The sequence below is a fragment of the Marinobacter sediminum genome (genome assembly GCF_023657445.1).
GTDB classification, from domain to species: domain Bacteria; phylum Pseudomonadota; class Gammaproteobacteria; order Pseudomonadales; family Oleiphilaceae; genus Marinobacter; species Marinobacter sediminum_A.
In genome coordinates this window covers 2,379,715-2,403,888 of the sequence record NZ_JAGTWY010000001.1, presented here as the reverse complement: position 1 = coordinate 2,403,888, position 24,174 = coordinate 2,379,715, and the positions used below count along the sequence as shown (strand labels likewise).

At 57.4% G+C, this 24,174-nt stretch carries 20 protein-coding genes; 13 read left to right on the top strand and 7 right to left on the bottom strand.

The window, feature by feature from the left end; genetic code table 11:
- Positions 1-45 precede the first annotated feature (45 nt).
- Positions 46-1,236 carry a methionine adenosyltransferase gene (gene metK, locus KFJ24_RS11470; RefSeq protein ID WP_250831223.1) on the bottom strand — a complete coding sequence of 397 codons (1,191 nt, stop codon included), beginning with the start codon at positions 1,234-1,236 and terminating at the stop codon, positions 46-48.
- Positions 1,237-1,388: 152 nt separating this feature from the next.
- Positions 1,389-2,390 (bottom strand): ArsR/SmtB family transcription factor, encoded by a 1,002-nt coding sequence (locus KFJ24_RS11465; RefSeq protein ID WP_250832624.1) that lies wholly within the window; start codon positions 2,388-2,390, stop codon positions 1,389-1,391.
- Between the two features lie 225 nt (positions 2,391-2,615).
- Between KFJ24_RS11465 and tkt the strand changes: the two genes are divergently transcribed.
- The 6 genes from tkt (at position 2,616) to KFJ24_RS11435 (ending at position 9,581) form a co-directional block, all read left to right on the top strand.
- Positions 2,616-4,616, top strand: coding sequence for a transketolase (tkt, locus tag KFJ24_RS11460; RefSeq protein ID WP_250831222.1), 2,001 nt, complete (start codon positions 2,616-2,618; stop codon positions 4,614-4,616).
- Positions 4,616-5,647, top strand: a complete 1,032-nt coding sequence (locus tag KFJ24_RS11455) for a type I glyceraldehyde-3-phosphate dehydrogenase (protein WP_250831221.1) — start codon at positions 4,616-4,618, stop codon at positions 5,645-5,647. Before tkt ends, KFJ24_RS11455 begins: the two co-directional genes overlap by 1 nt.
- Before the next feature lie 29 nt (positions 5,648-5,676).
- On the top strand, positions 5,677-6,837 hold the full coding sequence (locus KFJ24_RS11450; RefSeq protein WP_250831220.1) for a phosphoglycerate kinase: 1,161 nt from the start codon (positions 5,677-5,679) through the stop codon (positions 6,835-6,837).
- Between the two features lie 50 nt (positions 6,838-6,887).
- The gene (fba, locus tag KFJ24_RS11445) at positions 6,888-7,952 is read left to right on the top strand and encodes a class II fructose-bisphosphate aldolase (RefSeq protein WP_250831219.1); all 1,065 of its coding nucleotides are present in this window, start codon (positions 6,888-6,890) and stop codon (positions 7,950-7,952) included.
- A 299-nt stretch (positions 7,953-8,251) separates the two neighbouring features.
- Complete coding sequence (locus tag KFJ24_RS11440; RefSeq protein ID WP_250831218.1) at positions 8,252-9,223, top strand: DnaJ C-terminal domain-containing protein; 972 nt, start codon at positions 8,252-8,254, stop codon at positions 9,221-9,223.
- Positions 9,224-9,236: 13 nt separating this feature from the next.
- On the top strand, positions 9,237-9,581 hold the full coding sequence (locus tag KFJ24_RS11435; protein ID WP_250831217.1) for a chaperone modulator CbpM: 345 nt from the start codon (positions 9,237-9,239) through the stop codon (positions 9,579-9,581).
- Positions 9,582-9,593: 12 nt separating this feature from the next.
- Here the strand turns inward: KFJ24_RS11435 and KFJ24_RS11430 are convergent, their stop codons facing one another.
- Entirely contained in the window at positions 9,594-9,767 is a 174-nt protein-coding gene (locus tag KFJ24_RS11430; protein ID WP_250831216.1) for a DUF6435 family protein, read from the bottom strand.
- 200 nt (positions 9,768-9,967) lie between these two features.
- Between KFJ24_RS11430 and KFJ24_RS11425 the strand changes: the two genes are divergently transcribed.
- From KFJ24_RS11425 to KFJ24_RS11410, 4 genes are all read left to right on the top strand, one after another.
- The gene (locus KFJ24_RS11425) at positions 9,968-11,404 is read left to right on the top strand and encodes a DUF5666 domain-containing protein (RefSeq protein ID WP_250831215.1); all 1,437 of its coding nucleotides are present in this window, start codon (positions 9,968-9,970) and stop codon (positions 11,402-11,404) included.
- An 83-nt stretch (positions 11,405-11,487) separates the two neighbouring features.
- Complete coding sequence (locus KFJ24_RS11420) at positions 11,488-12,336, top strand: DUF6502 family protein (protein WP_250831214.1); 849 nt, start codon at positions 11,488-11,490, stop codon at positions 12,334-12,336.
- Positions 12,337-12,406: 70 nt separating this feature from the next.
- Complete coding sequence (locus KFJ24_RS11415; protein ID WP_250831213.1) at positions 12,407-13,924, top strand: DUF5666 domain-containing protein; 1,518 nt, start codon at positions 12,407-12,409, stop codon at positions 13,922-13,924.
- 128 nt (positions 13,925-14,052) lie between these two features.
- Positions 14,053-15,993: a methyl-accepting chemotaxis protein gene (locus KFJ24_RS11410; protein WP_250831212.1), complete on the top strand. Its 1,941-nt coding sequence runs from the start codon at positions 14,053-14,055 to the stop codon at positions 15,991-15,993.
- A gap of 37 nt (positions 15,994-16,030) precedes the next feature.
- Here the strand turns inward: KFJ24_RS11410 and KFJ24_RS11405 are convergent, their stop codons facing one another.
- Complete coding sequence (locus KFJ24_RS11405) at positions 16,031-16,996, bottom strand: NAD(P)H-dependent flavin oxidoreductase (protein ID WP_250831211.1); 966 nt, start codon at positions 16,994-16,996, stop codon at positions 16,031-16,033.
- A 132-nt stretch (positions 16,997-17,128) separates the two neighbouring features.
- Here KFJ24_RS11405 and KFJ24_RS11400 point away from each other — a divergent pair, with 132 nt between their 5' ends.
- The 3 genes from KFJ24_RS11400 to KFJ24_RS11390 all read left to right on the top strand — a co-directional run bounded on the left by KFJ24_RS11400 (position 17,129) and on the right by KFJ24_RS11390 (position 19,789).
- Positions 17,129-17,860 (top strand): DsbA family protein, encoded by a 732-nt coding sequence (locus KFJ24_RS11400; protein WP_250831210.1) that lies wholly within the window; start codon positions 17,129-17,131, stop codon positions 17,858-17,860.
- Positions 17,861-18,001: 141 nt separating this feature from the next.
- The gene (locus KFJ24_RS11395; RefSeq protein ID WP_250831209.1) at positions 18,002-19,021 is read left to right on the top strand and encodes a rhodanese-related sulfurtransferase; all 1,020 of its coding nucleotides are present in this window, start codon (positions 18,002-18,004) and stop codon (positions 19,019-19,021) included.
- 21 nt (positions 19,022-19,042) lie between these two features.
- On the top strand, positions 19,043-19,789 hold the full coding sequence (locus KFJ24_RS11390; RefSeq protein WP_250831208.1) for a DUF481 domain-containing protein: 747 nt from the start codon (positions 19,043-19,045) through the stop codon (positions 19,787-19,789).
- On the opposite strand, the gene KFJ24_RS11385 is transcribed toward KFJ24_RS11390, so the two are convergent.
- From KFJ24_RS11385 to KFJ24_RS11375, 3 genes are all read right to left on the bottom strand, one after another.
- Positions 19,790-20,737, bottom strand: coding sequence for a YbgA family protein (locus KFJ24_RS11385; protein ID WP_250831207.1), 948 nt, complete (start codon positions 20,735-20,737; stop codon positions 19,790-19,792). It lies immediately after the preceding gene.
- Between the two features lie 78 nt (positions 20,738-20,815).
- Positions 20,816-23,053, bottom strand: a complete 2,238-nt coding sequence (locus tag KFJ24_RS11380; protein WP_250831206.1) for a glycosyltransferase — start codon at positions 23,051-23,053, stop codon at positions 20,816-20,818.
- On the bottom strand, positions 23,050-24,108 hold the full coding sequence (locus KFJ24_RS11375) for a lysylphosphatidylglycerol synthase transmembrane domain-containing protein (RefSeq protein WP_250831205.1): 1,059 nt from the start codon (positions 24,106-24,108) through the stop codon (positions 23,050-23,052). The genes KFJ24_RS11380 and KFJ24_RS11375 overlap by 4 nt, the downstream gene beginning before the upstream one ends.
- Between the last annotated feature and the right edge of the window lie 66 nt (positions 24,109-24,174).

Below are 24,174 nucleotides of genomic sequence, written 5' to 3'. Positions count from 1 at the left end.
TAAAAAGGTGGGGCGTATCCCGATGGGAATACGCCCGGAAAAAAATTAGATACCAGCGGCGTCTTTCAATGCAGCAGCGCGGTCTGTCTTTTCCCACGGAAACGCGGTGAAGGTTTTGCCGCCGACGGTCATTTCGAAAGGCTCACGGCCGAAGTGGCCATACGCTGCGGTTGCCCGGTACATCGGGTGCAGCAGGTCGAGCATGTTGGTGATCGCGTAGGGACGCAGATCGAAGTGCTCGCGAACCAGCTGGATGATCTTGTCGTCGCCGATCTTGCCGGTGCCGAAGGTGTTCACGGAAATAGACGTTGGCTGTGCCACGCCGATGGCGTAGGACACCTGGATCTCGCACTTGTCGGCCAGACCCGCCGCAACGAGGTTCTTGGCAACGTAACGGCCGGCGTAGGCGGCAGAACGGTCAACCTTGGACGGGTCCTTGCCAGAGAATGCGCCGCCACCGTGACGGGCCATGCCGCCGTAGGTGTCAACGATGATCTTGCGGCCGGTCAGGCCACAGTCACCGACCGGGCCACCGATCACGAATTTGCCGGTCGGGTTGATGTGGAATTGTGTGCCTTTGTGCAGCAGCTCGGCAGGCAGCACGTTCTTGACGATCAGTTCCATCACTGCGTCTTTCAGGTCTTCCTGAGTAACGTCGGGATCATGCTGGGTGGACAGGACAACCGCATCAATGCCGGAAACCCGGCCGTTCTCGTAGCTGCAGGTTACCTGGCTCTTGGCATCCGGACGCAACCACGGCAACAGGCCACTCTTGCGGGCTTCGGCCTGACGCTCGACCAGGCGGTGGGCGAAGGTGATCGGAGCTGGCATCAGAACATCGGTCTCGTTGCTGGCATAGCCAAACATCAGGCCCTGATCGCCGGCGCCCTGGTCTTCGGGTTTCTTGCGGTCAACGCCCTGGGCGATGTCCACAGACTGTTTGCCGATGATGTTGATGACGCCACAGGTGTCGCCGTCGTAGCCTACTTCAGAGGAGGTGTAACCGATGTCCTTGATGACGCCGCGCACCAGATCTTCCAGATCCACCCACGCACTGGTGGTTACCTCACCGCCCACGATGGCAACGCCGGTTTTTACCATGGTTTCGCAGGCAACCCGGGCATGCGGGTCGTCGGCCAGGATGGTATCGAGTACCGCGTCGGAGATCTGGTCCGCCAGTTTGTCCGGGTGTCCCTCGGATACCGACTCGGAAGTAAAGATGCTGTAGTCAGACATAAGTTTGCTCCTTTGTGAGCGATTCATATTCGTGTCGGTGGGTGTCAGAAATGACAGGTACCGACGACCGCGTTGTTGATGTTGTGCGGGTATACGTAAAATTACTTACACCCATATCAAAAATTTTTGATATTCCTTTTCGCCACCCCGATTCAGGAGCGGGCTGTTGTCTTCCAGAATTCCCGGACCTGCACCTGAAAGCCGTTGCGCAGGCCGATAAACAGTTGTTCTCCGGCGGTCAGTCCGGATTCTGCCGCCCAGGCCGTCAGCTCTTCCGGTTCAAAGCCGAGCCAGAGGTCGCCGCAATTTTCCTTGGCCCAGTCCTGGTCATGGCTGCACAGTTCGCTGATCACGAAACAGCCGCCGTTGTTCATCAGGGCTGCGGCGTCCAGAAAGATGTCCGCGGGGCTGGGCACGTGGTGCAGCACCATGTTCGCGACCACCAGATCAAAGGCATCTCCGCGGGCCAGCAGGGTGTCGGTAACGCCCTCAATCAGGTCAACATTATTCAGCCGTTGGTCGATACAGGTGCGAGTGGCTTTGGCCAGCATGTCCCGGCTGTTGTCCAGACCAACCACATGGTTGGACAGCTCCGACAGCACTTTCAGGAAAGCACCTTCGCCCGGACCGATTTCCAGGGTGGTTTGCCATGATTGTTTGGCAGCCCGTTTGCGCAGCAGTTTCGCCGCCGGGTCGGCATACAGGTCGAACGCCGCAATCAGTTCCTGTTGCTCGCGAAACTGTTCCGCATGGCGGGCAAAGAAGACCTGGGACTGAGCCGCCCGCTTGGTCCGGATAGCCTCGATTTTTTCCTGCAGAGGTGCCGGCAACGGCAGCCTGTCCACGGTTTCAAAGATCTGACGAATGGTCTGGTCCGTCAGCCTGTCGCTATCCAGATGCAGGGGGCGGCGATAAAAAATGGCGTTGCCCTCGCGCTGTGGCTCCAGCAGGCCAGCCTTGTGCATGACCTTCAGGTGATGGCTCATGCCCGACTGGCGCATGTCGAACAACTGGCTGAGCTCCAGCACGCCGAAGGTGTCCCGGCGAAGCACACGCAGAATCTCCAGGCGCAATGGATCGCCACTCGCTTTAAAGATGGGGGCCAGGGCGTCCACTGGGGACAGTTGGTTCGCGTGTGCATTCATGGATGTCATGGTCGAGAAGTGTAGGGGGGTTCTGATGGTCAATCAATAGCCATATCAAAAAATTTTGATATAGATTTATCATTCTTTGAAATCAGACCCTTCGGGAATCCACAGTGGGATATTCCGCTAATAGCGTCATACCGATTTGCCCCGGCACACAGTAATCGGTGAAAATACGCGCCTTATTTTTGATCAGCCCCTTTTTGTCCCCCGATAAACACTGGAGAAACGTCAATGCCGTCTCGTAAAGATCTCGCCAACGCCATTCGCGCGCTGAGCATGGATGCGGTTCAGAAAGCCAAGTCCGGCCATCCGGGTGCGCCCATGGGTATGGCGGATATCGCCGAGGTGTTGTGGAACGATTACCTGAGCCATAACCCGGCCAACCCTCAGTGGGCTAACCGCGACCGCTTCGTGCTGTCCAACGGTCATGGCTCCATGCTGCAGTATTCCCTGCTGCACCTGAGCGGTTATGACGTTTCCATCGATGATCTGAAGAACTTCCGTCAGCTGCACTCCAAGACTCCTGGACACCCCGAGTACGGTTACACCCCGGGTGTTGAAACGACCACCGGTCCCCTGGGCCAGGGCATTGCCAATGCGGTTGGTTTTGCGATCGCCGAGAAGGCCATGGCAGCCCAGTTCAACCGTCCGGGGCACGACATCGTGGATCACTACACCTATGCCTTCCTGGGCGATGGCTGCCTGATGGAAGGTATCTCCCACGAAGTGTCGTCACTGGCCGGCACCCTGGGTCTTGGCAAGCTGATCCTCTTTTACGACGACAATGGCATCTCCATTGACGGCGACGTAGACGGCTGGTTTACCGATAACACCCCGCAGCGTTTCGAGTCGTACGGCTGGCAGGTCATCCCGGCGGTTGACGGTCATGACGCCGATGCCATCCGCGCCGCTATTGAAGCTGGTCGCGCCAACACCGAGCAGCCCACTATCATTTGCTGCAAGACCGTGATCGGTTTCGGTTCCCCGAACAAGCAGGGCAAGGAAAGCTGTCACGGTGCTCCGCTGGGTGATGATGAAATTGCACTGACCCGTGAACAACTGGGTTGGGCGTACGGCCCGTTCGAAATTCCGGCCGAGATTGCTTCCGCCTGGAATGCACGTGAGAAAGGTGCTGCAGCTCAGTCCGGGTGGGAACAGAAATTCGCCGCCTACGAGCAGGCCGAGCCGGAACTGGCGGCTGAATTCAAGCGCCGTATGGCCGGCGAACTGCCTGCCGATTTCTCCGAAAAAGCTCAGGCTTACATTCAGGAGTGTCAGGACAAGGGCGAAACCATCGCCAGCCGCAAGGCCTCCCAGAACACCCTGAATGCCTATGGCCCGTTGCTGCCGGAACTGATGGGCGGCTCGGCTGACCTGGCCGGCTCCAACCTGACTATCTGGAATGACACCAAGGGCTTAGCCAGGGAAGACGCCAGCGGCAACTACATCTACTATGGCGTCCGTGAGTTCGGCATGGCGGCCATTATGAATGGCATCGCCCTGCACGGCGGTTTCGTACCCTACGGCGCCACCTTCCTGATCTTCATGGAATACTGCCGTAACGCCGTTCGTATGGCGGCACTGATGAAGCAGCGTTCCATCTTTGTCTTTACCCACGACTCCATTGGTCTGGGCGAGGATGGCCCGACGCACCAGCCGGTCGAGCAGCTGGCCAGCCTGCGTACTACTCCGAACATGAGCACCTGGCGCCCGGCTGACACGGTCGAATCCGCGGTGGCCTGGAAAGCTGCGCTTGAGCGGACCGACGGTCCCACGGCCATGGTCTTCTCCCGTCAGGGCCTGCCGGCTCAGGCGCGTGATGCCCAGCAGCTGGCCGATGTGGCGAAAGGTGCCTATATTCTGTCAGACAGTGAAGGCACGCCGGATCTGATTCTGATTGCCACGGGTTCGGAAGTGGCCCTGGCCCAGGACGCCGCTGCCAAACTGCGTGAGCAGGGCACGAAGGTTCGTGTTGTATCCATGCCGTCCACTGACGTATTCGAAGCCCAGAGCGCTGAATACAAGCAGAAGGTTCTGCCGCTGGAAGTCACCAACCGCATTGCCATTGAGGCCGCTATTGCTGATTACTGGTACAAGTATGTTGGCCTTGATGGTCGTGTGATTGGCATGACCACGTTCGGTGAGTCTGCACCGGCGGGTGAGCTGTTCAAGGAGTTCGGCTTCACCATCGAAAATATTCTGGAAGTGGCCGGCGAACTGCTGGAAGCGTGATGACAGAATCCGCGCCCTTTCGCATCGCGATAAACGGGTATGGCCGGATCGGCCAGTGCGTGTTGCGCGCGCTATACGAAAACGGTTTTCGCGATCACCTGCAGGTGGTCGCGATTAACGAGCTTTCGGATATCGACACCATTGCTCACCTTACCCGTTATGACTCCACCCACGGTCGTTTCCGCGGCGATATCGCAGTGCAGGAGCGGGATCTGGTTGTGAATGGTGATGCAATTCGTGTGCTTCGGCATTCGGATCCCGCCGACCTGCCCTGGGGACTGCTGGATGTGGATCTGGTGCTGGAATGCTCCGGAGCCTATTCGGATCGGGCGACTGCGCAGAAGCACCTTGATGCAGGAGCCAGGAGACTGCTGTTTTCCCAGCCGGCCGAGTCGGATGTGGATCGTACGGTGGTATTCGGTATCAACGAAGCCGACCTGTCCGCCAATGACAGAATCGTAGCTGCCGGTTCCTGTACCACGAACTGCCTTGTGCCGGTCATTCGTGAGCTGGATCGGGCCTTTGGTGTTGAAGCGGGCAGTACCACCACTATCCACGCCGCCATGAACGACCAACCGGTGATTGACGCCTATCATCACCAGGATTTACGCCGCACCCGCAGCGCCCTCCATAACATCGTGCCGGTAGATACGGGGCTCGCCCGTGGCATCGAGAGGCTCCTTCCGCACATGGAAGGCAAGTTCAGCTCCGTAGCCATGCGCGTACCGACCATGAATGTCTCCGCGATCGACATGGTGGTCAACGTTCGCGAAAGCACCGACGTGGAAGCCGTTAACAGGCTTCTGAACGAGGCCGCCAATGGCCCGTTGAAAGGCATTCTCGGCTACACCGATGAACTGCTGGCCAGCTCCGATTTTAATCACGATGCCCATTCCGGCGTTGTTGATGGTGGTCTGACCCGGGTAACCGGCGGCACCATGGTGAAAGTATTGTGCTGGTTTGATAACGAGTGGGGGTTCGCGAACCGGCTGCTCGACGTCAGTGAAAGCTGGCTAACCAAACATTCCTAATCTGAAATTTTGTTGAAGGGACGAACGTTATGGCCATCAAGAAAATGACCGACCTCAATCTCGCCGGCAAGCGAGTGCTTATTCGCGAAGACCTGAACGTGCCGGTCAAGGACGGCAAAGTTTCCAGCGACGCCCGCATCCGTGCCTCGCTGCCGACCATCAAGGCCGCCAAAGAAGCCGGAGCCAAGGTCATGCTGATGTCCCACCTGGGCCGTCCGGAAGAGGGCGTGTACGACGACGCATCCTCCATGAAGCCGGTAGCCGAGCATCTCACCAAAGTCCTTGGCCAGGAAGTTCGCCTGATCAAGGACTATCTGGGCGGCGTAGACGTGGCTGACGGCGAAGTGGTGCTGTTTGAAAACGTTCGTTTCAACAAGGGCGAAAAGAAAGACGACGAAACACTGGCCAAACAATACGCAGCTCTGTGTGATGTTTACGTGATGGACGCCTTCGGCACCGCACACCGCGCCCAGGCTTCCACCCATGGCGTCGCCCGTTTTGCCCCGGAAGCCTGCGCCGGCCCGCTGCTGGCGGCTGAACTGGAGGCTCTTGGTAAAGCCCTCGACAACCCGGCCAAGCCGGTCGTTGCCATCGTCGGCGGTTCCAAGGTTTCTACCAAGCTTGACGTGCTCAATGCTCTTGAAAACGTTTGCGATCAGATCATCGTGGGTGGCGGTATTGCCAACACCTTCCTGGCCGCTGCTGGTCATCCTGTCGGCAAATCCCTGTGCGAGCATGATCTGGTAGAGACCGCAAAAGAGATCGCCTCCCGGGTAGAGATCCCGCTGCCGGTCGATGTGGTGGTTGCCAGTGAATTCGCGGAAACCGCAACGGCCACCACCAAGAAGATTTCGGACGTGGCGGAAGGCGACATGATCCTCGACGTAGGTCCCGAGACTGCGGGCAAGTTCGCCGATCTGCTCAAGAACGCCAAAACCATTCTCTGGAATGGCCCGGTTGGTGTCTTCGAGTTCGACCAGTTCGGTAATGGCACCAAGGCGCTGGCTGAAGCCATCGCCGAAAGCGATGCTTTCTCCCTGGCCGGTGGTGGCGACACGGTTGCCGCCGTTGACAAGTACGGCGTTGCTGACAAAATCTCCTATATCTCCACTGGCGGTGGCGCGTTCCTGGAATTTGTGGAAGGCAAAACCCTGCCAGCAGTTGCAGTATTGGAAGATCGCGGCGCGTAAGAACTTACACCATATTCGATTAATCAACGTCTAGACGAAGGAGACTACCCATGGCCCTGATTTCGATGCGGCAAATGCTGGATCATGCCGCCGAGCATGGTTACGGTGTGCCAGCCTTTAACGTAAACAACCTTGAGCAGATGCGCGCCATCATGGAAGCGGCTGACAAGACCGACTCCCCGGTGATCGTCCAGGCATCCGCCGGTGCCCGCAAATACGCTGGTGCGCCGTTCCTGCGCCACCTGATCCTTGCGGCCGTCGAAGAATTTCCGCACATCCCGGTGGTTATGCACCAGGATCACGGCACAAGCCCATCCGTTTGCCAGCGTTCCATCCAGCTCGGCTTCAGCTCCGTTATGATGGACGGCTCCCTTGGTGAAGATGGCAAAACGCCGACCGACTACGAATACAACGTCGACGTAACCCGTCGCACCGTAGAGATGGCCCATGCCTGTGGTGTTTCCGTGGAAGGCGAGCTGGGTTGTCTGGGCTCCCTGGAAACTGGCCAGGCCGGTGAAGAAGATGGCATCGGTGCGGAAGGTACCCTGGACCACAGCCAGATGCTGACCGATCCGGAAGAAGCTGCTGACTTCGTCAAGAAAACCCAGGTAGATGCCCTGGCCATCGCTATCGGCACCAGCCACGGCGCGTACAAGTTCACCCGTCCGCCCACGGGTGACATCCTGGCCATCGACCAGATCAAGGCCATTCATGCCCGTATTCCGGATACCCATCTGGTCATGCACGGTTCGAGCTCAGTGCCCCAGGAGTGGTTGGAAATCATCAACGAATACGGCGGCGCAATCCCGGAAACCTACGGTGTCCCGGTTGAGGAAATTGTTGAAGGTATCAGGCACGGCGTTCGCAAGGTCAACATCGACACCGACCTGCGTCTGGCAAGCACTGGTGCGGTTCGTCGCTTCCTGAGCGAGAACCCGGCGGAGTTTGACCCGCGTAAATTCCTGAAGGCAACCATGAAGGCCATGACCGATGTGTGCGTCGCCCGGTACGAGGCGTTCGGGACTGCCGGTAATGCCAGCAAGATCAAGCCGGTGAACCTGGAGCGCATGTTCGAGCGTTACGCTGCTGGTGAGCTCGATCCGAAGGTTAAGTAAATTTCGGAGTGCGATATCTCCGTAGCCTGATAGTTGCGGAGTTCAATTGGGGCGGAGACCCTGTTCAAAACACGCCCACAAGTACATCCCTGTAGGGCTTGGCTGTGGCCATCTGTGGCCACAGACAGTTTTGAGCAGGGCCTCCGCCCCAATTTGTTAGTGCCTACGATATATCTGTGAAGCCTGATCTACCTCAAGTCAGAACAACTCCAGCCTTGTAATTTCCCAAACCTCATCAAATATAGTGGGTAGCCAACGAGCAAATTGCTCGCAACCGTTAACCAGTGGTGAGGACCAGAATGGATTTTAAAGACTATTACGCCGTGCTCGGTGTGAGCGAGTCTGCCTCTCCCGAGGAGATCAAGAAGGCTTACCGTAAGCTGGCCCGGAAATACCATCCCGACGTCAGCAAAGAGGAAGATGCCGACACCAAATTCAAGGATCTGGGTGAGGCCTACGAGGTACTGAAAGACCCCGAAAAACGAGCTGAATACGACCAGTTGCGCAAGTACGGCGCCAAGGGTGATGGTTCCTTCGAGCCGCCACCGGGCTGGCAGAGTGCCTCCGGCTTTGGTGGCGGAGGGTATACCGAAGCCGATGCCGGCCAGTTCAGTGATTTCTTTGAGGAGATCTTTGGTGGGGGCCGTCGGAGAGGAGCTTCCGGCGGCTTTGGCGGCAGCGGCTTCCGTCAGAATATGAAAATGCGCGGCGAAGACGTGCACGCCAGGATTGCCCTGTTCCTTGAGGAAGCCTTCCATGGCTGCGAAAAGCAGGTGTCCTTTGGCGTACACGAGGCTGACGAGCACGGCCGGGTTATCCCGCGCCAGAAAACCCTGAACGTAAAGATTCCCTCCGGCATGCGCGAGGGGCAGCACATTCGTCTGAAAGGCCAGGGGGCCCCGGGAATTGGCGGTGGTGAACCGGGCGATCTGTTTATTGAAGTAGAGTTCGCGCCGCATCCACATTTCACCGTTGAAGGCCGTGATGTCATGGTCACGGTACCGGTGGCGCCCTGGGAGGCGGCCCTTGGTGCAACAGTCACAGTGCCCACGGTTGGCTCGAAGGTGAATGTGAAGGTGCCAAAAGGCTCCACCAGTGGCCGCAAGCTCAGGCTCAAGGGTAAGGGCTTGCCAGGCAAGCACCCGGGGGATCAGATCGTTATCATCCAGGTTGCCATGCCCGAGACACACAGCCCGGAGGCTGAAAAGCTATATGAACAGCTGGCCGAGGCAGAGAAGAACTTCAATCCACGCAGCAAGCTTCACGTGTGAGCGGGAGTAAGGGATGAGCAAGCAAGACCATATTCTGACGGTAGAGGTGACTGACCAGGACGGCAGCACCTTCACCTTGCGTGAAATCTGTGAGCGTGGCGAGTGCCATGCCGAATTCGTTATCAAGCTGGTTGACTATGGCATCATCGCGCCACTGGAAGATATGTCGCAGGCCGGGCAATGGCACTTCGATGTGGAAGCCCTGAGCCGGCTCCGGAAAGCCATGCGCCTGCAGCGTGATCTGAAAATGAATCTGCCCGGGCTCGCCATGTCTCTGGAGTTACTCGATGAGGTTGAGGACATGCGCCGGGAGGTGGCAAGGCTCAATCATCGAATACGGCAGTTAATGGGGGAGTAATCGCTCCCCCGATTAATTCTTTTCTTCCAGCGCCTGAATCTCCGCGTAGATCTTTTCCGCTTCCTCCATCAGGGTGCCGTGAGTTCTCAGGTCGCCATTGCGCTGGGCATTCAGCGCCTTGGCGAGCTTGTCTTCGTATGCTTTCTGCAGTTTCTTTTTCGGGTCGCCTTTCAAAAATCCCAGCATTGTTCTGAACCTGTGTTTTGGTCGTGTGTTCAAAGCTTTACGTCCACAGTGCCAGAAAGTTCACTTATTTTCATGATCAAAAACTGGACAATCCCAAAAAATGGGATTAAATTCCCAAATAAGAAATGGGAAAATAATCCCACAAAAGGGGCGGCCATGGTGACTGCCTGCAGACTCAAGATTGATCCTGGAGAAGAACGATGAATCGCAAACCTTTGTCCTTAGCAGTGAAGTTGGCCATGACCGGTGCATTGGCGGGAGCTCTTGCGGCCTGCGGTGGCGGTGGTTCCAGTGGTGCTGGAACCACGGATACCTCCTCCGGAACCAGCGTGGGTGCGGTTTCCGGTTTTGGCAGTGTGTATGTCAACGGCACCCGTTTTGAAACCAGCGGCAGTGTAAAGAGTGATGATGGCTTTGAGCGTGAGGGTCAGCTCGAAAAAGGCATGATCGTGAAAGTCAGTGGTAGCTGGGACGACAGTGGCGAAGGCAAGGCCACAGAGATCGAATACGACGATACACTGCGTGGTCCCTTGCAGGCCGCCACCTGGGATGAGGCTAGCGGTACCGGCGAGCTGACAGTTGCGGGACTATCGGTGCTGTTGGATGGCCAGACCGTATTTCGGGGAGCGACCCCGACAGAGCTGGCGGCGAACCCGACCGGTTACAGGGTGCGAATCAGCGCGTGGTCGTTGGCCAACGGTGACTTCAGGGCCAGTTTTGTTGGTGCGGTTGGCGTCAGTACCGGAATCCGCTTTGACGATGAGTTTGAAGTTGAGGTCAAAGGCGTGGTGGCCAACCATTCCAGTGCCGCCCAGACCTTTACCATCAATGGCTTGCAGGTGGATTACACCAGCGCAGTTGCGGACGATGATTTTTCCCTGGACCGGATCAATGACGGACTGGGCGTGGAAGCTGAAGGTTACCTGGAAAATGGTGTTCTGGTTGCCCAGAAGATCGACGATGAAGATGATTTTTTCGGTCTGGCAGGCAACGTCGAGATACAGGGCGCCATTGAAGGTCCATACGATGACACTGCCCGCCAATTCACTCTCAATGGTGTGACAGTCCTGGTCGACGGCACGGAGTTCAAGGATGGACTGCAGGAGGCCGAGCTGACTGCCGGGCTCCTGGTTAAGGTTGAGGGCAGCTTTAACGACCAGAATGTTCTGGTAGCTCGGGAGATCGAGCCACGGGACAGTGATTCTGAAGTGGAAGCCGCGATAGAGTCTATCGACCGTGCGAACGAGACCCTGGTAGTCGGAGGCGTAACCGTGGCCCTGACCACCAGTACGATCATCGAAGATGATGACGATGACAGCCGTCTGCGGACCACCGATCTGGAATCCCTCGGAGTCGGGGATTATGTGGAAGTTGAAGGTCGTTTCCGGGCCGAAGACAACACCCTGGAAGCCGTCAGCGTTGAGCGTGATGATGCCGATACGGAGTTCGAACTGGACGGCAGGGTGAGCGCAAACAACAGCAGCTCCATCACGGTTCTGGGTCTCGAGTTAATGGCAGGCAGCCTCGGTAGCCTCGATCAGTTTAGTGTCGGCACGGCCGTGGAAGTCGATTACCGAAAGACTGCCGGTGGCGACTATGTGATTACTCAGATCGAACTGGACGGTGCAGACGATTGAGGTGATCTTACCAATACACTCCCGTCATAGGGTCGGGAGTGTATCTCTGGTTTCAGTGTAGCTATGGGAATACAATCCCAAAGATGAAAAAGACCAATCCCCTGCATCAAGCGCTGTTCCGCATTTTGCGCCCTTTAGCAAGGTTGCTGCTGAGGAACGGCATTCCCTTTGGCGAGTTTTCCGAGCTGGTTAAGCGAGCCTACGTGGAAGCTGCCCTGGAAGACTTTGCCGACGGCCGCCGAAAGCCCACAGACTCCCGTGCGGCGGTGATGACCGGACTGACCCGTAAGGAGGTCAAGCGTCAGAGAGAAGTCCTGGCAGGGGAGCATGCCGGGGCGTGCGTTACGCTCCATGCCAACCGGGCGTCCCGGGTGGTTTCCGGATGGGTCCACGATGCAGTGTTTCAGGCCGAAGACGGCGAGCCAGCCATGCTGGCCTTCGACGGGCCCCGGAGTTTCAGCGAGCTGGTGAAACGGTACAGCGGTGATATGCCGCCCCGGGCCGTACTCGATGAATTGCTCCGGGTCGGTGTGGTCAGGGTAGAAGGGGATTCAGGTTGGCTGAGACTGCAGCAAAGAGCCTATGTTCCCGCCGGAGACAGCGATGAAATGCTGCAGATCTTTGGCGAAGACGTATCGGACCTCATAGCGACAATTGATCATAACCTGGTCAGTGACGAATCCGGTCAGCCTCCGCTTTTCCAGAGAACCCTGACCTATAACAACATTCCCCCGGAAGTGATGGAGCGCTGGCGCCTCCACGCGGCAGCCCAGTCCCAGGTATTGCTGGAACAGCTGGACAAATGGCTTGGCCCGCACGACCGCGATATATCGGGGGAAAAGACCGGCACTGAGTCCGGGGAGTCTATTCGAACGGGCGTGAGCATTTTCTTCTTTGAAGAGCCCTCGCCCAAGGACAGGGGCGCGGACTAGTCGCGCTCGTGCCGCAATCGTATTGCATGACCAATACCGGCCCGGAATGCCGGACAGGGAGAGAAAAGGTATGAAACGGCAATTCCGCAATCGTGTTTTCGGGCTGGCAACCGGTACGGTTGCCTTCGGTGTGATTTCTGCCTGTGGTGGCGCCGGAGGCGGCGGCCTTGATGTTGCAGACGGAGGCATCCGGGGCACAGGGTCGAGCGTTGGTCCGGTTTCCGGCTTTGGGAGTGTGTTTGTTAATGGCGTGGAATTTTCAACCGACGGCATCCCCAACCGCGCTGTAGAAAGCAACGATGGCATCACCACCGAATCCGCTCTTAGCGAAGGCATGATTCTCAGGGTGACAGGGGAATGGCGTGATGATGGTCTGGGAACGGCTGACGAACTCAGCTACGACGACACCCTCCGGGGCCCAATCGATCAATTGACTCCGGACCCCTCAGGTGCCGGCGAGTTTGTCACTGTTACTGTTATGGGGCAGGTGGTGCGTGTTGATCGCCAGACCGTCGTGCGGGGCACAACGTTTGCCGGACTGCTCAGCGGGATTCCAATAAGTGACCATGTGCGGATCAGTGCCTGGCGTCAGGCAGATGGTTCCTATCGGGCCGGATACCTTGGAACCATCCCACCGGATCTGACTGATGTTGAGCTTGAAGGCACCGTCTCAGCGGTAGATACGGAACTGAACCAGTTTACTATCGGAACGATTACCGTTGAGTACGATGAGGACAACGTTTCTTTCGGCTCCGGATTGGCCGAGGCGGACCTGGATTCGGTGACGGCCCTGGAGGTGGAGGGGAGTCTTGCCGGCACTGTGCTGACCGCTGTTTCGATAGATCGGGACGACGCTCGCCGCTTTAGCCGGGATAACGCCGAAGATGTTGAATATACCGCGACAATCGATTCGCCCTATACCGCTTCTGGTACCGGCACACTGCCGGGTGAGTTCACCATCGGTAACCTCACGGTGCGGGTGACGGACACCACGGAGCTGGAGGACAACCTGACCCTGTCGGATCTCACAGAGGGGCTGCTGGTTCAGGTGGAGGGCCGGTTCCTTTCAGATACGGTTGTCGAGGCTGAGGAAATTGAGCTTCGGGATGGCAATGCCAAGGTCAAGGGTGTCATCTCTTCAGCTGCTGATAATACGTTTATCGTGGGTGGTGTTGAGGTACGGGTGACGCCTGCCAGCACCATACGGATTGAAGATGGTCCCGGTATTTCCTTTTCCGAGTTACCTCAGGAGCTGCGGGTTGTCGAGGTGGAAGGTATTGAAACAGTTCAGGACTCTCAGGTTTTCATCGAGGCTCTCAAGGTAGAGGTAGATGATGAAAATGCCGATCAGGATGAGCTCAGTCAGTATGAGCTCGAAGGGCGCTTGCGAGACATTTCCCCGACGTCGATTTCGGTACTGGGAATAGTCGTCGACGCAGGCCCTGCGAGCTTTAAAGACGACTCTCAGACTGAAATCATAGATCTGTTTGATCAGGGAGAGACCCCGGTACTTGAAGTAAATTACGAAGGGACGGCACCGAACTTCACTGCCGCCGAAATCGAACTCGAAAGCAGGGACGATGACTAACTACAAAACCCGTACATAAAACCGCCCCTTTCGGGCCCGGGTTTTGCTATACATACGGACAAAGCTTCGCAGGGATGCTGCTAATGGTTGTGCAGGATGCATGAAGCACACACGCTAGCGGAGTCCGTATGTCATTTCGTTTTCTCAGGCGGCTGACCTCAAGCCGCCTCCTCAGACCTGTTTTCCTCATCCTCGTAGTAGCGGGACTGGTTCAGGTGGTGGTCAGCCAGTGGCTGATTTCCAGTCAGGTAGAACGGCTGGTTGCAACCGCCGGTTCGGCCCTTGAAGCCAGTAGCCAGCAGGTCAGCGCGTCCTTTGGAGAGACCCGCGAAGATGTCCGGGGTCGCCTGCAGACCATGCGGGAGAAGACCATTGATGAGCTGGCAGCGGAATTGACGAGCCAGCAGACCGAACAGCAGGAGCGTGTGGCCAGCAATGTCCGCTCCGCGGTGATGGCGGAGGCACAGGGGCTGGCGAATGTGCTGGCGTCGGTTGCAGCGCCCCTGATCTGGGACCGGGACGTGCCCCGGCTGACCGATCTGGTAGAGCTTGCCGATGCCCGGGAATCGGTCCTGTTCGCCATTTATTATGACCAGTACGGCGAGCGCATGACCCGCTATGTCGATCGCACGGATGACCGGGTACGCACCTTAATGGATCAGGGTGAGGGTCGCGGTGCGGCGAATCGGGTCCTGGACGCGGCAAGCCGTGACCCCAATGTGGTAATCGTGACCGCCGACATCAAACCTCAGGGCTCATCCATCGGTCAGCTGAAGCTCGGCTTGTCTCTCGAGGGTATCAGCCAGGATCTGGCCCAACTGGAGAAAGATTTCAGCGGCACCATTGCGGGTAGCATTGATGCATCGAGACAGACGCTGGCGGCGGAAACGGAGCAGGTCAATCAACGCCTCCAGCAGCAATTATCTGACATGGACGCCGGAACCCAGGCGCGGATTCAAGAGACCGTTGAAGCGCTGAACCAGGAGGCCTCCAGCCTTGCGGCCAACCTCTCGATTCTGGCGATCGGCTCTGTGATTATTCTGATTGTTCTGGTGGCCGCAGTGTTGGGTGGCGGGTTGCTGCCCCGGGTACTGCGTCTGAGTTCGGCAATCTGGAACATCGCCGATGGTGAGGCCGATCTGACCCGCAGGGTGTCACTCAAGGGCAAGGATGAGCTTACGGAAATGGCCCGGGGCATGAATCAGTTCATCGCCCGTATTCAGGAGCTGGTGTCCGATGTCAAAGCCTCGGCCGAGTCGGCTGCCGGGCAGGCGCAAGCACAGGGTGAGATCAGTCGTGACGCAGTCTCTGCCGTCAATCATCAGCAACAGGATGTGGCCGATGTGTCGGAAACCATGGCTACGATGTCCCGCAGTATCGCCGAAGTTGCCGACAGCATTCAGGAAGTGGCCAGCTCGGTTCAGACCGTCAGCGCAGAAAGTGAGGCAACAGCGGAAATTTCCCGGGATGTCCGTGACCGGCTTGATCGAGTGGTACGCAATGTTGAGGAGGCTGTTGCGGCAGTCAATGAATTGAATAACCAGAGTACGGAAATCAACTCGGTACTCTCCGTTATCGGATCCATCGCAGAGCAGACCAACCTGCTGGCACTGAATGCCGCGATTGAGGCGGCTCGGGCCGGAGAGTCCGGTCGTGGCTTTGCCGTCGTGGCTGACGAGGTCCGGACTCTGGCCAGCCGCACCCAGGAATCCACCACCGAGATTCAGGCCATTATTGAGCGTCTGCAACAGGGTAGTCGGCAGGCGGTCTCGGTGATTGATCAGGTCTCGGGACAGGTAGCAGAGTCATCTGCGGAATTCCGTCGGGCCGATGATCACTTTGAACAGATCAACACCCTGCTTGGCGGGCTTCAGGAGCGAGCATTGACGATTTCGTCTGTTGCAGAGGAAGAAGGCAGGCATGCCGGGAAAGTCAGTGTCAGCGTGGAGGACATTGCCCGCTCCTCTGAAATCACGGTGGAAGCCATCCATCGCTCCGACAACGCCAGCCACCAGATTGGTGAGTTGCTGGCAGCACTTCAGGCCAAGGCCTCACAGTTCCGGGTGTGAACGGATCAGGGGAGCCCGGTTGCGGGCTCCCCCACGCTTATCCCAACACCCGGGAACGGGCTTCGTCATACTCCCGTTTAAGCCGACCGACCAGTGCCTGGACGCTCGGCACGTCGTGAATCTGGCTGACCCCCTGGCCGGCAGACCAGACCGTCTTCCAGGCTTTGGCCTCATCGTCGACCGGCTTCAGTTTTTCCCCATAGTTGATGTCGCCAGCCTGGTTCAGCTTGTCCATCGGGAAACCGGCGGCTTCCAGGCTCTGCCTCATAAAGCTGGCCGGCACACCGGAGACAACAGGCGTGTGGATGATGTCTCCGGATACAGCCTCGATAATCATATTGCGGTAGGCCTCTTCCGCCTCGGACTCAAGGGTATTGATAAAACGTGTGCCCATATAGGAAAGGTCTGCACCCAGTGCCTGGGCCGCAAGCAGATCTTCACCATGGGAAAGGCCGCCGGCTAGCAGCACGGTACCGTCGAACACTTCCCGTATTTCGTGTACCAGCACAAACGGGTTGATGGTGCCTGCATGCCCCCCGGCACCTGCGGCGACGGCAATAACACCGTCGACCCCGGCTTCGGCTGCCTTACGGGCATGCTTCTGGTTGGTCACATCGTGGAAGACCAGGCCGCCATAACTGTGCACAGCATCTACCACCTGGCTCGCGGCCCCGAGCGACGTGATAATAATAGGCACCCTGTGCTTCACGCAAAGCTCCAGATCCGCCTGCCAGCGGGGGTTGGTGCGGTGCACGATCAGGTTGACGGCATAGGGCGCCACTGTGGTGTCCGGGTTTTGCTGGCGAAAGTGGTCGAGTTCCTCGTCCATCTGCTCAAGCCATGCTTCGAAGCCTTCGCTGGTGCGCTGGTTCAGTGCCGGAAAGCTACCCACGATGCCCTCTTTGCAGCAGGCGAGGGCCAACTCCGGGCCGGAAATAAGAAACATTGGCGCGGCGACCAGGGGCAGTGAGAGGGAATCATGCAGAGAAGCGGGCAATGCCATGAGTATTCCTTAATTTTTGTTGGAACTTTTGTAAGATATAAAGGATCTTAGCCTGCCTTGGTTGCCCTGAGAAATGGTTGCCTGCTAGCGAGTCTATGGAAATCCAAGTTACCAACAACAAGGAGCCCAACGATGGGTGAAGCAAAACGTCGCAAGGAAACCGGTGCACCGCCACCCCGGGAACGCAAAAGCAACAAGCCGATGATTATCGGTGTCAGTGTGCTGGTGCTCGCCCTCGTCGTCATTGGCCTGTCCTTCCTGACAGCAGAGCCGGAACCCACATCCGATGAACTCCCGGTTGCCTCGCCCGGTGCCGATCCATTTCCGGCGCAACTGGACCAGTATGGTGTCTCGGTCGGTCCGGAAGACGCACCCGTGGTGGTCCGGGAATTCGCGGATTATCAGTGCCCCGCCTGCGGCCGCTTTTCCGATGCGAGCAAGCAGCTGAAACAGGAATACGTGGAAGCGGGCAAAGTCCGGTTTGTGTACTTTGATCTGCCGCTCCAGCAACACGAGAATGCCGTGCCGGCAGCGCTGGCCGCGCGATGCGCCGGTGACCAGGATGCCTATTGGGACATGCATGATCGCCTCTTTGCCTCGCAGACAGAGTGGAGCGGTTCAGGCGATCCGGTCGCAACCTTCACCCGCTACGCGAACGACCTTGGCCTTGAGGAGCGCCGTTTTCGCCGCTGTATGACCACCGAACTGCATCGTGAGGATATCGAGCAGAGCCGCCGGACTGCCATGCAGCTGAGAGTGACCAGTACACCGACGGTGCTGGTGGACAACATCCGGTTGACCCGTCCCGGATGGGGGCAGCTGTCAGCCGTTGTCGAGCGTGAGCTGGCCAGCAAGGCCGAATAAGGCCCGGCGTGAGCCACTTCGGCCAATGCGCACTTGATCGTGAGCCAGAGTTGGTTAAAATTTGCGCCCTCTCTGGCCCCGGCCTTTGACCATAACCAAACCCATGCTCCGGATTTACGATCCGGCCCGCAGGAGAAACTGATGAGCAACAACGTTGTTGTCTGCGCGCTCTACAAGTTCGCAGTCCTGAATGATTACAAATCCCTTCGCCAGCCTCTGCTGGACCTTATGCTGGAAAAGGACGTACACGGCACCCTGCTGCTGGCACGTGAAGGCATCAATGGCACCATCGCCGGCAGCCGTGAAGGCATTGATGCCGTCAAGGCCTGGATTTCCAGTGACGAACGTTTTGATGGCATCGACTACAAAGAGTCTTTTGTGGACATCCAGCCTTTCAAACGCACCAAAGTGAAGCTCAAGAAAGAGATTGTCACCATGGGTGTGGACGGGATCGATCCCAAACGTATTGTGGGTACTTATGTCGATCCCAAAGAGTGGAATGACCTGATCTCAGACCCGGATGTGGTGCTGGTGGATACCCGTAACCAGTACGAAGTGGAGATCGGCACCTTCAAAAATGCGGTGAACCCCTCCACCGATACCTTCCGCGAGTTCCCGGAATACGTGAAGCAGAACCTGGATCCGTCAAAGCACAAGAAGGTGGCCATGTTCTGTACCGGCGGCATTCGCTGCGAGAAGTCGACTGCGTACTTGAAGGAGCAGGGTTTCGAAGAGGTGTATCACCTCAAGGGCGGCATCCTGAAATATCTGGAAGATGTTCCCGAAGAGCAAAGCCTCTGGCACGGAGAGTGCTTTGTCTTTGATGACCGGGTAACGGTGAACCACAACCTGGAGCGGGGCGAGTTCGACCAGTGCCACGCCTGCCGCCGCCCGATCACCGACGAAGACAAACAGCGTCCGGAGTACGAGCAGGGCGTGAGCTGCCATCAGTGCATTGATTCACTGACGGAAGAGCAGAAAGCCCGCTTCGCAGAACGTGAGCGTCAGATGCGACTGGCCGAGCAGCGCGGAGAAGCGCATGTCGGTGGCGAAGCGGCTCGGTTCATCGCTGAACGCAAGGCCCGAAAGAAGGCAGAGCGGGAACGCCAGGCAGAAAAGAGTCTGGCTGGTGAGAAAGCCCGTAAAACTGCAGGAGCCTGATTATAGATAAAAGGAGCTTTCATGGGGTCGAGACAGGCAGGTTTAAGACGAGGCGTCGCCATTGCAGCCATGGTTGTCGCACCCTTTGCGCAAGGGCAGGATAGCGATAACTGGAAAGGCGAGGCGGAGCTGGGGGTACTGGTTACCTCTGGCAATACCGAGGAAACCATTGCCAACGGTCGGCTGGGTCTGACCCATGAAGTTGAACGCTGGCGAAACACCGGCGATCTCCGCTCCAAGTACTCGAAAACCGACAGCGAGACCACGGCCGAGCAATACCGGGCGGCCGTGGAAACCGACTACAAGTTTGATGAACGCCAGTACTGGTTCCTGCGCGGAGCCTACGAAGATGACCGTTTCTCCGGCTACGACTTCGAGTCTTCGGTGACCACCGGTTACGGTAACCGGCTGTGGCAGTCGGGCGAACGGTCATTTCTGGATTTGTCAGCCGGTTTGGGTTATCGCTATAACAGACTGGACACTGTCAACGCCGAGGGCGACGATGCCGAGAAAGAGGCGATTGCCCGGTTCGCCGGCCAGTTCGAATATGCTCTGTCGGACAACGCGCTGTTCCGCCAGAAGCTGAGTACCGAGATCGGGCTGGACGATAACAACAGCATTTCCGAATCTGAAACTGCGCTGCAGGCCAGCGTTGTCGGTAATCTGTCCATGAAAGCCGCGTTCCGGGTCAAGCATGCGTCAGATGCACCTGCAGGCTTCGAGAACACCGACACGGAAACCTCCCTGTCACTGCTCTACGGATTCTGATCAGACGCTGTTACGCAGTCCCAGCTCGTCTGGATAGGGCGTCAGGTACTTCTGGGCGTTGAGGTAATCCACCGGCTCCCGGCGCTGGGCCATGCGCAGCAGGGTCATCGGCACCACCAGAGGCACCTCTCCCCGGCGATAGGCCTCCATCTGTTCTATCAGCACCTTCCTGTCCTCATCTCCCATGGAGTCACGCAGGTAGCCCATCAGGTGCTGCATGACGTTCATGTGGGAGCCCCGGCTGACCTTTCGGCTCATGGCGTCCATGAACAGATGGATGTAGCGCTCAGCGATGTCTTCCAGTGGCTCGGATTTCAGATCGCCCAGTATCGGGCCGAGCTGGCGATAGACCTTTTCCGAGTGAGCCAGCAACTGGAATTTGTGGCGGGTGTGGAACTCGATCAGCGCTCTGGCAGAGAGGTTCTCCCCAGCGACATTCTGTATCCAGTCATCGTAGGCGAAGACCCGTTCGATGAAGTTTTCCCGGAGCATATTGTCGTTCAGCCGACCTTCTTCTTCTACCGGCATCAGCGGATAGGCCTTGATAAGCGCTTCAGCAAACATGCCGCGACCATCCCGCCGGGTCACCTGGCCGTTCTCGTTATGAACCTTGATTCTCTCCATGCCACAACTGGGTGACTTGGCCATCAGGATATAGCCGCGCAGGTTGGCCAGGCTGGGAATGACCTGGTCAATGAAGTCTTGCATGGCGTCGGTGTGATCGGTGGTCGCCCTGGTTTCAATCAGCCGCATGCCCTCGGGATATTCCCGAAGGTGGATGGCCGGGCGCGGGACACCAAGGCCCGCCTCCAGTTCCGGACAGATGGAGCGGAATTCGAAATGTTTCGAAAGGACCTGTGTGCAATAACGGGAGTGCTTATGGCCGCCGTCATGGCGGACTTCCTTGCCCAACAGACAGGTGCTGATGCCAACGGGGATATGGCTCACGTAAAAGTCTCCGGAATATAAATAGGCCTTTGTAATACGTGATTCCAGTCTAAACCGATCAGCCCCGGGAGGTGAACCTCATTTGTGACGACGCTTGTGCCGTTTTTTGTCCACCAGGGCCAGCGTATTGGCGTAGATGGTGCGGACGTCATGGGCGAATTGTTCCACAGAAAAGTCCTGCGCGAATTCCAATGCCTGCCCGGCCATTTGCTGGCGCAGATCATCGTCCTCCAGCAGGTATCTGACCTGTTCAACCCACTGATCCTGCTTCTCGGGTGTCTTGAAACCATTAAACCCGTGCCGGACCACATCATCAATGCCGCTGGAGCGCACGGCTACCACGGGCATGCCAGCCGCCATGGCCTCAAGAATAACCATGCCCTGGGTCTCGGACTTCGACGCGAACAGGAAGGCGTCGCCCAGGCGGTACCAGATTGCCATCTCTTCCGGTGGCACGGCGCCCACGAGCGTGAAGTGTTTTTGCAGCCCCCGGTCATCGATCTTGTGTTGCAGCCTGTCCCGTTGATGGCCGTCGCCAATCATCAGAAAACGGAAGGGCACATCGGTTTTATGGCGCAGGGCATCAATCGCCTCAATCATGAAATCGATGTTCTTCTCGTTGGAGAGGCGGGACACACTGACAAAGACTTTCTCAGTGTCCAGCTTCAGCTTATCCCTCAGCTGTTTGATCTCATCCTCGCTGACTTCCTGAAAGCGCTGGTATTCGATACCGGTAGGCTGCACGAACGTTGGTGTCTTCACGCCGATCATGCGCAGGTATTCTTCCGTGGAGTAAGTCGGCACGATAACCCCGTCGCACTTGTTGGCGAAATGCTTGATCAGTGCGTGGGAAATCAGGTTCCGGAACAACATGCCGGGCAGTGGCACGAAATGGGCGTAGTGCTCAAGCCGGGTGTGGTAGGTGTAAATCGCCGGTACTTTGAGTGCCCTGGCCATGAACAGCCCCAGCGAGCCCAGCCAGAACGGGTGGTGCAGATGGATAATATCGGGACGAAAGGCTTTCACGCCCTTGCGTATACGGGCCAGGAAAATATTCGCCAGCCTGAATTCCCGTTTCTCGCCCATGGACAGGAGTGAGGGCACTCGCAGTACCTGTTCCTCGTTCTCTGGCTGATCCTTATAGCGAGGGGCAACGATAAGAATCTTGTCTCCCAGTGCCTCCAGCCCATGCCGCAGCCGCTCAATGGATATGGGGACACCGCCGATAAACGGCAGATAGTTGTTGGTAAACATCACCACCCTGAGCGGTTTTTCCAGCCAGGGTGCAGGGTCCAGATCATAATCCGGATAGTAGTCCTTACCGACAAAAATGGTGGTATAGAGCTTGATGGTGATGGCGACGAACACCGCCAAGATCAGGATAAAGTTCAGGTAGCCCGAATACAGCAGCGAGTAGATGAAGAGCCAGAGGCTTTCCAGCTGTTTAAGGATCGTGTGCTGGCCAACTTCCATGCGCTCCAGGGAGTGGGTGATCGTGCCATCCGCCCCGACTTCCACCCGGACAAAGTGATAGAAACTGCTGTCGGTGTTAAGCACAAGACCACCGGCGCCGCCCGTGGTGATGAACTCCGCGTTGCCCTGCTTTTCCTCGGAATAGATCGACAGGTTGGCCGAGAACACCAGATCCACGTTGTGCTTGTCGATCGCCCGCAGCAGGGCCTGTCGGAATTCCGAAGGCTCCAGGTAATCGTCCTTCTGGTCAAATGGCGGGTCCTGTTTCGGCTTCAGGGGCGGGTGCCCGATAAACAGAATGCGGGCCTTTGAGGTGTCCTGGGCCAGCAGGTCGTTGAGCCAGCGAATCTGCCATTTCCAGGGCGTTTTACCCGTACTGTCCAGGAAGATCAGACGGCTGCTACCCGCCCGGATACTGAAGAAATGGGGGCCGAAGTGATCGTAGAAGCGAAAACTGCCAAAGTCCTCATACTCATGGGCGCCGAACGTCAGAAGCCAGGGTATGGTGAGGTGACTCAGGCTGCCATAAAGCGCCCGGTACTTGTCTTCACCGCCCCCACTGACGGCATTGCCTGCCGATACCAGGAAGTCGATTCCGGACGCGTGCAGCTCCGGAATCATGCGCTCCTCGAAAATACCGATCGAGTTATTGATGTTGCCCACCACGGCAAATGAAAACGGGTTGTCCGGGCTGACTTTCTGGTGAATCCGCTCAACTTCGGCCGTGTGCAGGCCCTTGAAATCCTTCATGAACAGATTGAGGTAGGCCTTGTACCCCACCAACAGGATCACGATTAACAGGCAAACATAGAAAAGCAGTTTCAGCGGGTTACGGAAGATCATCCAGGTGTCCTGCGGTCTTTAACGAGTTCCCTCTGCAGCACGATCAGGCCAACAATCATGCCCAGGTAAATGGTGAGCAAACGCCAGCTCACCGTCACCAGCACCAGGTGGTTTCCTGACAGGATATCGCGAAAGAAGCTGCCGAATACACCCTCTGAAATGCCAGAGGCCCCCGGGGTCGGCGAGAAGTACATGATAAACGTGGTCACCACCAGCAGTCCGACGGAAATCAGATAGTCGACGTCATAACCCAGGCTGTGCATCAGCAGCGCCGGGAAGCTGAACAGGCTCAACAGGAACACTGCGGTAAAAAGAATGGAAAGGAACACGAACAAGGGGCGGCCACGCAGGTAGTCGCCAAAGCTTCTGGAAAAACGCAGCATTTCCCGGCGAGCCTTGAACTGCCAGCGCTGGTGCCGGTTTTCGCCGATCAGGTGCAGTCGGTGCAGGGTGTTGAGCAGACGGCTCAGGGGGCCGATCAGCCAATGGGTTCGAAACAGGAGGATGGCAAAGAACCCCAGGTAGAGGGTGATGAAAATCGCCAGCGCGACGCCGATGTTGCCGGTAACGGAGTGGTTCTTCAGGGCATCGAGTGTCAGCAGGAAAATCGGCGTGAGCGAGAAAATGAAAATGACCGCCAGTACGGTCCGAATAGTGGTGGCGGCGGTGGCCCGCCCCATGGGAACGCCGTGGCGGTGCAGATACCAGATCTGCGCAAAACCACCGCCCGTCGCCATGGGCGTGACGTTGGAAAAGAACAGGTTGATGAAAACCAGACGGAAGATCACCCCGAAGGAAAGCCGGTGCCCCAGGGCGCGCAGTGTGAAATGCAGGCGCAGCCCGTCAGAAACGAAATACACCAGCAGCAGAAGCCCCGCCATCAACAGAGTGGATGGGGCAATCAGTTGAGGATCGAAGGTAATACTTCGCCCGGCAAACCGGTCGTAGACCGCATAAAGCCCTGCCGCCGTCATGGCAATAAAGATCAGGCTGAAAATCGTGAGCCTGCGCCAGGACGTCCGTTTCGAATAATCGCTATCGCTAGAGTCAGTCATGGGCTGCCCGTCAGGATTAAGACGGGCATTTTACAGGAGATAAGCGGACGGTTGTCCAGTGGCCGG